The organism is Paenibacillus allorhizosphaerae, assembly GCF_042659105.1.
Taxonomy (GTDB): domain Bacteria; phylum Bacillota; class Bacilli; order Paenibacillales; family NBRC-103111; genus Paenibacillus_G; species Paenibacillus_G allorhizosphaerae.
In genome coordinates this window covers 76,265-88,804 of record NZ_JBHSRV010000008.1, presented here as the reverse complement: position 1 = coordinate 88,804, position 12,540 = coordinate 76,265, and the positions used below count along the sequence as shown (strand labels likewise).

Annotated in this window: 12 protein-coding genes and 1 pseudogene; 9 read left to right on the top strand and 4 right to left on the bottom strand. The window is 49.1% G+C overall.

What is annotated here, in order from left to right; translation table 11 throughout:
- Window positions 1-127: 127 nt before the first annotated feature.
- Window positions 128-829, bottom strand: coding sequence for a hypothetical protein (locus ACFQI7_RS25225; RefSeq protein WP_218099734.1), 702 nt, complete (start codon window positions 827-829; stop codon window positions 128-130).
- A 61-nt stretch (window positions 830-890) separates the two neighbouring features.
- On the opposite strand from ACFQI7_RS25225, the pseudogene ACFQI7_RS37935 reads away from it, so the two are divergent.
- From ACFQI7_RS37935 to ACFQI7_RS25200, 6 genes and pseudogenes are all read left to right on the top strand, one after another.
- Window positions 891-1,069 (top strand): annotated as a pseudogene (locus ACFQI7_RS37935) (L-dopachrome tautomerase-related protein); the annotation flags it as partial.
- Window positions 1,070-1,363: 294 nt separating this feature from the next.
- On the top strand, window positions 1,364-2,767 hold the full coding sequence (locus ACFQI7_RS25220; protein WP_218099733.1) for an MATE family efflux transporter: 1,404 nt from the start codon (window positions 1,364-1,366) through the stop codon (window positions 2,765-2,767).
- A gap of 136 nt (window positions 2,768-2,903) precedes the next feature.
- On the top strand, window positions 2,904-4,010 hold the full coding sequence (locus ACFQI7_RS25215; protein ID WP_218099732.1) for a hypothetical protein: 1,107 nt from the start codon (window positions 2,904-2,906) through the stop codon (window positions 4,008-4,010).
- A 44-nt stretch (window positions 4,011-4,054) separates the two neighbouring features.
- Window positions 4,055-4,222 (top strand): signal peptidase I, encoded by a 168-nt coding sequence (gene lepB / locus ACFQI7_RS25210; RefSeq protein WP_230415052.1) that lies wholly within the window; start codon window positions 4,055-4,057, stop codon window positions 4,220-4,222.
- Between the two features lie 36 nt (window positions 4,223-4,258).
- Entirely contained in the window at window positions 4,259-4,648 is a 390-nt protein-coding gene (locus ACFQI7_RS25205) for a nucleoside 2-deoxyribosyltransferase (RefSeq protein ID WP_218099731.1), read from the top strand.
- A gap of 227 nt (window positions 4,649-4,875) precedes the next feature.
- A complete protein-coding gene (locus ACFQI7_RS25200) occupies window positions 4,876-5,805 on the top strand; it encodes an AEC family transporter (protein WP_218099730.1) in 930 nt (309 codons plus the stop codon).
- 158 nt (window positions 5,806-5,963) lie between these two features.
- On the opposite strand, the gene ACFQI7_RS25195 is transcribed toward ACFQI7_RS25200, so the two are convergent.
- Window positions 5,964-6,932, bottom strand: coding sequence for a helix-turn-helix transcriptional regulator (locus ACFQI7_RS25195; protein WP_218099729.1), 969 nt, complete (start codon window positions 6,930-6,932; stop codon window positions 5,964-5,966).
- 246 nt (window positions 6,933-7,178) lie between these two features.
- Entirely contained in the window at window positions 7,179-8,489 is a 1,311-nt protein-coding gene (locus ACFQI7_RS25190; protein WP_218099728.1) for an ABC transporter substrate-binding protein, read from the bottom strand.
- Window positions 8,490-9,152: 663 nt separating this feature from the next.
- Between ACFQI7_RS25190 and ACFQI7_RS25185 the strand changes: the two genes are divergently transcribed.
- Together ACFQI7_RS25185 and ACFQI7_RS25180 are read left to right on the top strand one after the other, a co-directional pair.
- Window positions 9,153-10,658, top strand: a complete 1,506-nt coding sequence (locus tag ACFQI7_RS25185) for a serine hydrolase domain-containing protein (RefSeq protein WP_218099727.1) — start codon at window positions 9,153-9,155, stop codon at window positions 10,656-10,658.
- Between the two features lie 32 nt (window positions 10,659-10,690).
- Window positions 10,691-11,104: a VOC family protein gene (locus tag ACFQI7_RS25180; protein ID WP_218099726.1), complete on the top strand. Its 414-nt coding sequence runs from the start codon at window positions 10,691-10,693 to the stop codon at window positions 11,102-11,104.
- Between the two features lie 183 nt (window positions 11,105-11,287).
- Here ACFQI7_RS25180 and ACFQI7_RS25175 read toward each other — a convergent pair whose 3' ends face one another.
- On the bottom strand, window positions 11,288-11,800 hold the full coding sequence (locus tag ACFQI7_RS25175) for a dihydrofolate reductase family protein (RefSeq protein WP_218099725.1): 513 nt from the start codon (window positions 11,798-11,800) through the stop codon (window positions 11,288-11,290).
- A gap of 161 nt (window positions 11,801-11,961) precedes the next feature.
- On the opposite strand from ACFQI7_RS25175, the gene ACFQI7_RS25170 reads away from it, so the two are divergent.
- Entirely contained in the window at window positions 11,962-12,315 is a 354-nt protein-coding gene (locus ACFQI7_RS25170) for a winged helix-turn-helix transcriptional regulator (RefSeq protein WP_218099724.1), read from the top strand.
- Window positions 12,316-12,540 lie beyond the last annotated feature (225 nt).

Here is a 12,540-nt window from a genome sequence, read left to right as displayed (position 1 = left end):
TTTGCAATCAGCGCGTTCCTTTACGACCGTGCAACATGCAGCAGGTGGGCATATTCTCATTAGCAAAGCTTTGGTCTCGAACAGAGAGAGGTCCCAGTCTTCTGCCGTCTCCAAGAGATATAGAATATCAAGGGGCCTTACGAACGTCAGTTTCGAGAAGCATCCAATGATTGGTATGCCATTTCCATAGAGAAGTGACATAAGCGATCGTATCGGCATTGTAAAATCCGGCGATTCGCTGAATACCATATAAACTGCAAACTCCGTCATGACTCAGGCGAACCGGACGAAGAACGGTGTACGCATTCGGAAGCACGTTAGTCGGGGTGATTAGTTTGCCGTTCCTATAATAGCCGGCTTGATCGTATTGATTTTTCCTTTCAGATAAATCCAGGGTAAAGGTTTTATTGGACTCTTTGATCGAAATGGATACTTGATATTGATCTTGAAATTGGCCGGAGATTTCAAGAGGCTGAGGTACAGGAAGTTGTTTTGGAATGTTATTGAGATCAGTATACAAGTAAAAGTCCGATGTTCCAGCGCTTCCACCCGTCTCAGCAGAAACATAAATGTCTGCGGCGTTATCTCCGTTAAGATCGCAAAACTGCATGGTCGGATTATATCCGCCCGGCAGTGTAATAATGGCTGGTTTAGGCTGGGTTCTATCCGCCACTTCAACAACCAACTGTTTGTAATAGGCGGTATCCGGGTTGTATTTTTGCCCGTAAAAGGAAATGCGGTCAAGAATATGATCCCCGGTAACATCGATATACCGCCTATCCAATAGAACGAAGTCGTTAGCCGTTCTTTTGTGACCGTTATTGATCATGCTCATCTCTCCCTACTTACAGTATATGTAGGGAAATGAACAGCGGGTACCATGGATCCATGACCGGATGTTGTGGGTCGACGGGGTTGCTTTTGACCAGAGAGGATCGATACTATTTAACAATAATCGGCTTCACCAGATGGTTGACGAACCGCAAACGATCGATTGGGATTATCCATTCAATTTGGTCTACTGGAGAGCTTTGTCGGCGCGGATGTGAAGTCGTATTATGCCTGGTGATTCAAGTCCGGCCCCTTAACGATACTGCCGAAGCATCTTCACCCAACACCCAGCGTTCGAGCACAGCCGAATACGGTCGTTCCGCGAATACGTCAGCTCAACGCAATATTATTTATTGTCAACGTCCGATGGGGAGTAGAGCCTGCTGCAATTGAAAATAGCTCCCGTGAAACGTAAAATAGGCAGTAATGGCAATGTGTAGATGTCTTGGCCAAGGTAACGATCGAAACGGATTCCCTTGGCCTGGATTGCATGGTGCCGTTTTACTACCGACGGACATTAGGAGGATCTTCCATGAAGCCGCAAGCCAAGGCACGACCGGTATTAACAGAAGGACCCATCGGCAAGACGCTTTTTCTTTTTTCGCTGCCCATTTTGCTGGGCAACGTGCTGCAGTCGCTCAACGGCTCGATCAACTCCATCTGGGTCGGCAAATTTCTCGGCGAGACCGCTTTGGCGGCCACGTCTAACGCGAACATCATTATGTTTTTCCTGCTAAGTCTCATCTTCGGAATTTCCATGGCGGCGGTCATCCTCGTCGGGCAAAATCTCGGCGCTCAAAAGGTGGACGAAGCCAAGCGTGTCGTGGGTACCAGCACGGTGTTCTTTGCCGTCATGTCCGTGATCGTCGGCTTGGCGGGCATCCTATTTTCTCCACATATTTTGGACCTGCTGAATACGCCGCCCGACGCCAAAGAGCTGGCCGTGAAGTACACCCAAATCATTTTCGCCGGTATCCCGTTTATGTTCGGATACAACCTGGTCATGGCCGTGCTACGCGGCTCGGGTGACGCAAAGACACCGTTTTATTTCCTGCTGCTGTCCGCGCTGCTGGACATCGTGCTGAACCCGCTGCTCATTGCAGGCATCGGTCCGTTCCCGGAGCTTGGCATCAGCGGATCGGCGATCGCGACGTTCATCGCCCAGTTCGTCAGCTTCGTGCTGCTTTTGATGTATTTGTACGCGAAAAAATATTTTTTGCGCATTACGCGAAACGATCTCCACCTGCTTCGACTGGATTGGCCCTTAATCGGCGTGTTGATCCGCAAAGGATTGCCGATGGGGCTGAACATGGTGGTCGTCTCGCTCAGCAACTTGGTGCTCATTCATATTGTCAACGCCTTCGGCTCCGAGGCTACGGCGGCCTTCGGCGTTGCCAACCAAATATCCAGCTACGTGCAGATGCCGGCGATGGCGATCGGCGGAGCGGTGACGTCCATGGCTTCGCAAAATATCGGGACCGGCAAGTGGGACCGGGTCAGCCGCATTACCTGGATCGGCGTTGCCTTCAACATTGGATTGACCGGCTCTATCGTCGCCATCATTCATCTGTTCAACCGCGAAGCGTTAGGTTTGTTTTTGCCGCTGGAGGGCAAGGCGATCGATCTGGGCATCCATATCAATAATCTTACGCTCTGGTCTTTCATTCTCTTCGGTATCTTTAACGTCGTGGCGGGTGTGGTCCGTTCCGCGGGGGCGGTTGTCGTTCCGCTCGTCATCTCGTTCATCGCGCTGCTCCTTGTCCGAATCCCGTTCGCAGAGTACTTTGGCAGCGCGTACGGCTTCGATATGATCTGGTGGAGCTTTCCGATCAGCTTCGCGATCGCCGCAGCCCTCAACGTGCTGTATTACCGTTTCGGCAATTGGCGCAAAGCACGCTTGATGGAAGCGGCGAACCGGACAAAGTCGGCTTCTTGACGGATGCATCCCTGCGCGAGTTGATTTCGTTCCGCCTGCCGAACGCAACTTTTGCTTAAAAATCATCGATAATTCGCTCCATCCCGCACATACAGTATAAAAAGGCCTAACTATTTGCGGTATGGGGGAGGAAACGATGACACTGGGTGAATGTGAGAAAGTGCGCAAGGTTCGCGAAGGAGCCTTCATGAACAGCCATATATCGCTTTTTAAAACAGGCTACACGCTAATGCAAAGCAACAACCCGGAATATTTGGGCGGGCAGCAGTTGAAGCAGCAGGCGGTGGCGGATGAAGGGCTATATTTGTACAGAGATACCGTAACCGGCCGGGTACGGGTCTTCTTATACCATTACAACAATACGAAGTTTCCTGTGAAGCTGGCTGTCGCCGTAAGAAATCCGGGCAAGTCCGCCGTGCATCTATATGTGAACCGCACAGGCATCTCGGTCCACAGCCAGTCGATCATGGCAGGAACGCTTGCCTGGCACGGGTGGCTGACCAATGCTCCGAACGGACAGGACACCTATGCAAGCACATTGCGTGCAGGCGGGTCGATGCATATGTTGGAGTCGCAGCTTGTGCAGGTGAACGAAACGGTGTGCGGTGTCGTTGACTTCTTTGGCGTTTCGAATCACGGCTTTTTCGCTCCGCTCGAAATCACGGTGTACGCCTTTGCGGAGCGGATCGCGCCGCGGCTCGCTGCAGCCAAGCCGGATCCGTATTACCAGCAGCTGCCCGATCGGCCCGAAGACGACCCATGCTTCCGCGGCCAATACGTTCCGTACGGCGAACCGTGCTTTGAAGCGTCGGTGAGAGGGACGTTTCCTTCTTGCTCACGATACGCGCTTGTGCCATGGAATGCGTCGGGCGGCCACCGGTATATGGAACTGTTCAACCGGCATTCCAGCCCGCGGGCGATTCGAGGCGAGTTTGAGCCGGGTATCGATGCCACAACGAATAAAAAAGTGTACGTCGCCAATTACGGTGTAGATTATACCTTACAGTTTTTGTTCGCGGACGAAGGCCACAAAGAAAGCCTGGACGGCTATTTTCAAAATCCGTATGATTCATGGCAATATTTCATTCTGTCCGAAGACGGGGATGCCCGGTACTGCGGCGCATTTTCCAAAGAGGAGGCATGGCATTTCAGGAAGCTGCAGCTTGCCGAGTCGCGGCTTCATCAACTGTGGACGACCATTCCGGGAGGCTTTAGCGGCAAACAGCAAATCGTTTGGAAATAGCCGCCTGGCGCAAGTTTATTCCTCATTGGGGGTTATATGGAATCGTGGAAAAACTAATGTTCATTTTCATTGCTGCCATCGTGCCGGACGGCAGCTATTTCATTCTGGGCGACAATCGGTCGAATAGTGCGGACAGCCGGGATATCGGATATGTTACACGGGAGCAAATCGTCGATAAAGTAACTTCGGTGAACGGCAACTCGCTGCCCTAGAGTGAGACATGTAGAACGCAAGTCGGAGGAAAGCCAGTGAAATTTTACGTTGCATCGAGTTTTAAAAACATAGAGAAAGTCAGGTACGTTAGCGAACAGCTGAAACATCTCGGATTTACCCATACTTATGATTGGACGAACCCGGGAGGGGCTCTGACGCTGGAGCGGTTGAAAGAAATCGGGCAGCAAGAGAGGAATGCCGTGATCGAAGCCGACCTTGTCATCGTCATATTGCCGGCTGGAAAAGGAAGTCACATCGAGCTCGGCATCGCGCTTGGACTGGGTAAAAAGGTATATCTGTACGCTCCCGATGACGAAGTCAATAACGTTGAAACGACAAGCACGTTTTATCAATTGGATGAAATCGATCAATATATTGGAACTTTGGATGAGCTGATTGATTACGTCACGGCGAATTGTAAATAAAGTGATCAAGCTTACTCGACACGCACGAAAAGCAAGCAAAGATGCTGCCGTGGCTGCTTCCCGGAGGAATTCTCCCGAGGAATCAGCCGTTTTTTTATTTGACCATGCCGCGTGGCATATGAACAGTATGATTTTAATGCAATTTATGGTGCAAATCTTGATTGTTTCGGCGATCCCGACTATGAATAAGGAGGGCGTTACATTCCAGCAGGGAGCCGGTGGATGCGATGGATGTATTTTTCACGATTATAGTCAACGTTATTTTCCCTGTGTTTGCCTTGATTGCGGCGGGACTGGTGGCGCATCGGCGATTTCATTTCGATATCGGCACGTTATCGAAATTAACTACGTACGTGCTGCTGCCGACCGTTAGCTTCGCCAACATTTACGAAAGCAAAGTGCAGTGGAGCTTATTATTAGGCGTCGTCGGTTATTTAATCTTGCTAAGTATTTCGCTCATTGCGATCGCAACGGTCGTTTCCAACATCGCGAGGTTTGACAAAAAGCATGCGGCCGTGTTCAAAAATAGCGTCGTACTCATCAATTCGGGCAATTTTGGCCTTCCCGTCAGCCAGCTTGTGTTCCATGACAACCCGATCGGGCTGTCCGTCCAAGTCGTCATATCCGTTTACCAAAATATGCTGACTTACAGCTACGGGATGATGAACTCCGTATCAGCCATGCATGAAAAGAGCTGGAAAACGGTGATGGAATTTTTGAAAATTCCGACGTTGTACGCGGTGCTTCTCGGCCTTATGATGAATACGTTTGCGATTCGCATTCCTTCATTTGTTTGGAACCCGATAGACAACGTTTCCGATGCTTTTCTTGCGATTGCCTTGTTCACGCTTGGGGCGCAAAGCGCTTACTTGAAAATAAACGAGATTCCCTTGGTGCTTATCCTTAGCGTTCTGGGGCGGTTGATCGTATCTCCGGTTGTATCTCTGCTGCTGATCCTTTACCTGGGGCTGAATGGAGTCATTGCGCAGGCGTTGTTTATCGCCAGCTCCTTCCCGACCTCGAGGAATGCGTCGCTGCTTGCTTTGGAATACGATAATCATCCCGAACATGCCGCCAAGTCCGTGATCTTGACGACGATGCTAAGCAGCATTACGGTATCGATTGTGGTATACCTTTCGCAAATTTTATTTCATTAGTTTGAAAGACGAGGACGGGCTGCCGGGCAAGTAAGGAGGCTCGGTCTCGTCTTTTTGTTTTGTCGAACTCGACACATCGCTTCCAGTTGTTCCTGCAACGTCGCAAATTGCGGATTGCTCAATATGCGGAGAGAACTGCGAAGGCTGGGAAAGCTCTTTTACCTCCGACGAACGAGTTGTCCGGGGTTTATGCCGTATTTCTTACGAAACGCTTCAGCAAAATAGCTCGGATTGGAATACCCGACGGCATAGGATACTTCGATTACACTGGCAGGGCCTTCTTGCAGCAGCCGGAACGCTTTCTCCAGACGCTGCTCTCTTAAATAGCCGAACACGGTGTTGCCGTACACCTCTTTAAAGCCGACTTTCAATTTATGATCGTTCAAGCCAACCAGGCGCGCCAACTCCAACAGCGAAGGAGGTTCAGCCATCCGTCGGAGCATAATGTCCCTCGCATGCTCGATTTTTGCCCGATCGGTTCTGGACAGCTTGGTTAATTCGGGTTTCCCGTCGAGCAAGAAAGAGCGAAAGCCTAGAGACATCAGTTCGAGAATCCTGTACTCCATCTCGAGATTTCTTACTCCCGGCTTGGTGGCGGATTGCACCAATTGCGCAAGCAGGATGGAAGTGGAGGGATCGATCCTTTCATGAAACATGCGAAACGGCTGTCCGCCGATCACCCGGTGAAAGTCGATTGAACGTGCGCCGCCGACTTCTTCCATAAAATGATGGAAGGTGGTGACCGGAATGCCGATGCTCACTGCTTGAACGGCTTGATCGCGGGGAAAATGCAGTCTGGCTTCGGCAGGATTGGCCAATTGAAGCGTGTAGCTGCCGGGCGGCACCTCGTATTGCGCACCGGGTACATGAACCATTCTTGCTCCCTGCAGGCAGTAGCTCAATTCCACCATGGGCAACTCGGTGCGGAAGTTCACTTGCCGATCGTGATTCAATGTAAAATCGGCCATAGCGATTCCCAGGTCGGCGCGGGGAGCAATCCGGTGAACCGAGCCTTCTCCTATTCGTGAATGCAGCTTCATCTGCTCCGTCTGGTGGTCCGACTGCCTGCGCACCTCAAGACCGTCGAAAAAGCGATTGAACATTTGCTGGACGTCTCGGATCCCCATAACGGCACCCCCTGTCAAGTGAAATGGACTATATTTCAATTATAGACTTGGTTAATACAATATGGAAACGGGGACGCGCTGCCACCTCTGGTTCAGCGCATTGCCGGGCTGCACCTTTGAACCACCTAGACTGTGCGAATGTGAGGCACACCAAAAAAGGACCCGCGGAATAGTTACCACGGGTCATCGGTATTTTAAATAGAAAGAGGTCGATATCCTCCAAGAAGAGCCTTGTTAACCGCTCCGTTATTTTTTCTTCTCGGCTTCAACCGCTTTATTAATTTCTTCGTCCAGCTCCCGAAGTCCGGAATTTACATCTCCATTGCTTGACAATATTTGGCTGAATTTTTTCTCAGTCATGGGTTCGGCGATTTCCCGGTATAAGTAAGTCGGGTATTTTACCGGCTTGCTTTTCACGATTCCGGCCAAGTTTTTGGTTTTCAAGGTTTCGTCGTTTTGACCGAACGCTTTCTGAACGGCTTCATTTTTGAGCGGCGAGACACGGCCGGCTCTGGAAACGTTCATCTGCACCTCATCGGAGGTTAACACCTCCATCACCTGGAGCACCTGATCCATATGTTTCGTTTTTGGAACAGCCCCTACCATATACACGGTCGCATTGCCGAACGTGTTCGGCTTGTCCTTGTAGAACGGATGCTGCACGACGTCCCACTTGAGCCCGTCTTTCTCCGCCTCTTTCAGCCGCGAGAACAGGTTTGTTTCATTCAGCATGGCGATGGTGCGCTCCTTGGCGAATCCGTTTAATCTGTTCTTGTTCGCATCTTTCGACGGTTCGTTGCCCGGAATCGAATATACTTGCTGGCCTAATTGGAATACGCGCTTCCAGCCTTCGCTTGACGTAATGGCTTTCTCCGTTTTGTGGTCAATATATTCCAGACCGAGCGGTTGCGCCAGCCTCACGATACTCGCGATATCCCAACCGCGGTACTGAACGCCGTTATCGAGACGCGTTACCTTTTTGGCAAGCTCATAAGTATCCTCCATGGTCATGCCGTCCTTCGGATAAGGAACACCGAATTTATCGAAAATATCCTTGTTGTAATACAGCGCATGAAAACTCGTTTCAAGCGGCAAGCCGTATAATTCGCCTTTTTCGGTCGCAGCATATTGAATATCGTCCAGGTAGTTTTGTCCGAATCGGTTCAAGTCCACTTTATTTTGCTGGAATAGTGATTTCATATCCATGTTGATTCCACGATCTTTTAACCCCGGCATGTTGCCGTTAAATGAGATGTAGAGGTCCGGAAGCTCGCCCGCCGCAATGAGCTGATCGTACGTTTTGAACGAGTTGGCGGTCACAAGCTCCAGCGTGATATGGGGATATTTTTTTGCGATCGGCTCAATATACAGCTGCTTGAATTCGTCATTAATGGGCAAATGAATGGCGAATTTGAGCGTAACCGGCGTCGTATCCACGACCTTTGCCGGGGCGGACTGTTGCTGATCACTTCCGCTCTTCTGTCCCGCTTCTTCCTTCCCGCAGCCTGCCGCAGTCATCATTAATACTAGTGCCATACCCATTTTCCAAGTTTTCAAAGATGATCCACCCTTTCTCTATATCGCTTTTTTTGCTTCAGATTCTGGATAAAAATTGTAATCGCTTTCAAACGAAACGGTTTTTTTCAGTCGTCTCTTCTCATCTTACAGCCAATCATCGCACCCCTTTTAAAATTCGTATTCGATTTAATCATAAACAGAAAATTATCTCCCGAACATGCAACATTAGTTCATGCACAATATAATTTATTTCAGTTAAGGAGCCGATCTGCAAATCGCGAAAGGAACTTCACCGATTGGAGGATCGGTGCTTTTTGCTTTTATGTGCGGGGCATAAACGCGATGGCATCGTAGCTCAGGATGACGTGCTCACGATCTACAAGCACTATATCGACTTTTGCGATACCCCATTCGTACCGATTTAGTATATTAGAAAATAAGGCTCAGCCGGTACTGCGGCCTAAATATGAGATGGAGCTGCCTCACAGCTCTTTTTTAAATAGGAACGTATGTTTTATTTTTGCATTATATGGTAATATCTGTATACCTGACCATGATGCCCGGCAGCCGGATTTTGCCTTGGTTTTAAGAAAATCATAAGCAATAACTTACAATGGTATTAAGATCCTCCTCTTACAATGATAAAAAAGGACAAGAAAGAGGAGCGACCTGATGAATTACGAAGCAGAACGAGTTATCTGGATGAAAAGACAACGGAGCGCGGCAATTGCCATAGCCGTGTTCATGTTTATCTTATGTTTAAGCCTATTTCAGCTGTTCATTCCAAGCGCCTCGGCGCAAGCCGCCATTCCCGAAGATGAAATCGACCGTTATATCCAAGCCAAAATGAAACAAAATAACATTCCCGGATTGGCTGTTGCGATTACTCGCCATGATGAGATCATTTATTCCAAAGGTTACGGAAGCACGTCAGAGCAGCGTCCCATTACAGCAGATACACCGTTTGCAGTCGCTTCGCTAAGCAAATCCTTTACAGCTTTGGCCGTCATGCAGCTTGTCGAGGCAGGGAAGGTTAACTTGGATAAACCAGTTGCCGCGTATATCCCTTCTTACCAGCCAAGCGATCCGCGCGGATCGACGATCACGGTAAGACAGTTATTGAATCATACAAGCGGCATAACCGACACGGTATATCCCGATATGACAATAAAGCCGCAGCCGTATTCGTTGGATGAGGTAGTGCAGCGATTAAATGCCGTTACGCTGCATAGCGATCCCGGCAAACAATTTCGTTACAATAATACGAATTACCAGCTGTTAGCCGGGCTGGTCGAAGCGGTTAGTCACGAAACGTTTCCCGAATATTTGCAGAGGCATATTTTCGGGCCACTGGAAATGAATCGTACGCTGGATGTGGCGAACACCAATCAATTTCAATCGATGTTCGGCAACTACTTATCGCAGGGTCACTATTTGCTATTCGGTAAACCGGTAGCGGCGGAAGAACCGGAGTGGTTCGTGGAAGGCGCGGCCGGCATGGTGTCTACGGTCAATGACATGGCCAAATGGCTGCAGCTGCAATTAAATCATGGGAATTATAAAAATGCGCAGCTGCTTAGCGGCGAGGGAATCGACGCCATGCATGCCCCGTCAGATCCTTCGAACGGCTACGGGATGGGCTGGGAAATTTCGAAAACGGAAGATGGAAAAAAACGGATACAGCATGGCGGCATTTTATGGACCTACAAAGCGGAAGAAATCCTATTGCCGGACGAGGGACTTGGAGTAGTGGTTTTATTCAATAGCGGTTTGAATGCATTTGTCGATTATTATTCCTTCGCCAGCGGTTTATCGGGAGTGCTTACGAGTCGCCCACCGGAAGATTCATTTCTTACCAGTAGCAACCTGGAACTGGGGATGGGGATCATCTTACTGATTACGGTGTTGATGGGGCTCCGCAGTCTTGCACGTTTGAAAGAATGGGAAGAACGCTATAAGCGCCGTTCTCGATGGCGGATGCTGCTTTCTTATATTTTTACGCTATTCCCGTGTTATGTATTGATTTCCGTACCCCAAATCATCACATTCATCGGAGGCGGCCGCGTGCTCAGCTTGGAGGGAATCTTTATGATGATGCCGAGTATTGTGATTTGGCTCGCAGTCGCCTCCTTGCAAAGTATCGTTATCGTAGTCCTCCGCGTGTTCCGAACGGTACGGTTGCAAAAGATCGTAAAGGCAACAAAATAGACCTATCCATGAATAAATGGGAGTTGATTGCATTGGAAGAGCGGGCATTATTGGACACTGCAGCGAGGGGGACATTCCAAAAGGAAGGGAAAAGGAACATCCAAACGGGGCCAACATTATTGCTGGTGTCGGATTTGGAAAAATCTAAAAAGTATTATAAAGACATGCTTGGTTGTGAGCACGATTCTTGCGGCCATACTTCCCGTGAAGGATTGTTCCTCTTAATGTATGAAGCGAAAAGTCGGGAAGACGTGAAACCCATTAGTAGTGTGGCGGGTGGACCTCCGTGGGACATTCTTGTTTATACGAATGCACAAGAACAACTTTATGCAGAGTTTGTATCCAAAGGAGCCATCATCGCGTCCGAGTTGACCGTATCCGAGTCGGGTTGGAAAGAGTTTATTGTTCAAGATATAGACGGATATAAAATCGGCTTCGGAGGTTAACATGACTCAGTGGCTCTAATCGGGCTCAATACAAAGGCGAAATGAGCTGCATAGCTGCAGCTCTTTCTCATGCTCTTACTTTACAATCAACTTCCCGTCGTAATGGATCAAATCATCGATAACTTCCTGGTTATGACGATGCCAGTCCAAATCTCGACCGGAGGAATACCGGCGATCGCTTGCTTAGAAACAGCCTACTGCATAACGCAGCTGAATGATACCTCCGCCGAGCGGTTTACAATCCAAAAGCTGCGCATCCTTGTACTGGTAGCGGTCCGTGTCAATCGTTAGATGCAGTCCTTTTCCTTCCAATACCGGAGCGACATTGAATATCAACTCGTCCACAAGCCCTTGACCCAGGAATGCGTTGTGCAGATCCGCGCCGCCTGCGATGAGGGCGGTTTGATGCCCTTTTTGCTGCAAATAGTCGAGAGCTTCCTTTGGCGATCCCGCAACGGTTATACCGGGGATGGGTTCGATACTTTTGGATACTACGACGATGTCCACATCGCCAAACGATCCGCCACCGCCTGCTGCCTGCATGCCTTCGAACGTTCGGCGTCCGACAATAAAGTTGCCTGCGGTTTTGGCATGCGCCGCAAAATCATCCAGTGCTTCCTTTTTGGGCGGATGCTCTGGACTGGATTGTGCATAGTTTCCATTAGCGGTCAAAGTTGCCCATAATACAGTTTTCATATAAATGCCTCCTGATTTCATTAAAAATAATCATAAGTTGCAAGCATACATTGCATTGCGTATTTTCGTTCTTTCACAATCGTAGCTTGTTATGGTACATTTGAAAAGTAGTTACATAAAAGTGCAATAGTTTCAAAAAATGAACTAAGGGGGAAATGCCGATGATCGATCCTGCTTGTCCCGACGCCATTGAATCGGTCTTTGAAATATTAGATGGCAAATGGACTCTTCTTCTGCTTCGCGACTTGTTTAATGGCGTCAAGCGGTTTGGGGAGCTGCGCCGTTCCCTGCATCCCATTAGTCCGAAAACGTTGACCGATCGGCTTCGTATGTTAGAGGAACATGGCATCGTAACACGTACTCTTTATCCTGGAGTACCATTGCATGTCGAATATGAACTTACCGAGCGGGGGCAGCGTCTCCAGCCTATTTTTGCCGCCATGAGAGCTTGGGCTGAGTCTGAGGGCACATGTCTCAACAAAAAGACGGCCGAGTCGCATTCCTCGCATGCGTAAATCTATTTGAAGATACGAAGATTTCCTCCAGCAATGGAGGTTTTTTTGCGTTTTCGTTCGCAAGGCACGAGGCAACCGCATTTGCAAGTCTGTCCAATGCCCAACATTTACCTGCGAAAGGCGCTCTCTATTTTGTTCAGAATTTGTTGTGAGCCGCCGATTATAATAATTGCATGACTAAAGTACTACAAAATTAGACAAAAGAAAGGGCGGGATATGTCAAAT

What these genes read in the sequence shown, in the direction of transcription:
- ACFQI7_RS25225 (WP_218099734.1), bottom strand. Translation starts at nt 829, where the DNA reads ATGATCAATAACGGTCACAAAAGAACGGCTAACGACTTCGTTCTATTG.
- ACFQI7_RS25220 (WP_218099733.1), top strand. Translation starts at nt 1,364, where the DNA reads ATGAAGCCGCAAGCCAAGGCACGACCGGTATTAACAGAAGGACCCATC.
- ACFQI7_RS25215 (WP_218099732.1), top strand. Translation starts at nt 2,904, where the DNA reads ATGACACTGGGTGAATGTGAGAAAGTGCGCAAGGTTCGCGAAGGAGCC.
- ACFQI7_RS25200 (WP_218099730.1), top strand. Translation starts at nt 4,876, where the DNA reads ATGGATGTATTTTTCACGATTATAGTCAACGTTATTTTCCCTGTGTTT.
- ACFQI7_RS25195 (WP_218099729.1), bottom strand. Translation starts at nt 6,932, where the DNA reads ATGGGGATCCGAGACGTCCAGCAAATGTTCAATCGCTTTTTCGACGGT.
- ACFQI7_RS25185 (WP_218099727.1), top strand. Translation starts at nt 9,153, where the DNA reads ATGAAAAGACAACGGAGCGCGGCAATTGCCATAGCCGTGTTCATGTTT.
- ACFQI7_RS25175 (WP_218099725.1), bottom strand. Translation starts at nt 11,800, where the DNA reads ATGAAAACTGTATTATGGGCAACTTTGACCGCTAATGGAAACTATGCA.
- ACFQI7_RS25170 (WP_218099724.1), top strand. Translation starts at nt 11,962, where the DNA reads ATGATCGATCCTGCTTGTCCCGACGCCATTGAATCGGTCTTTGAAATA.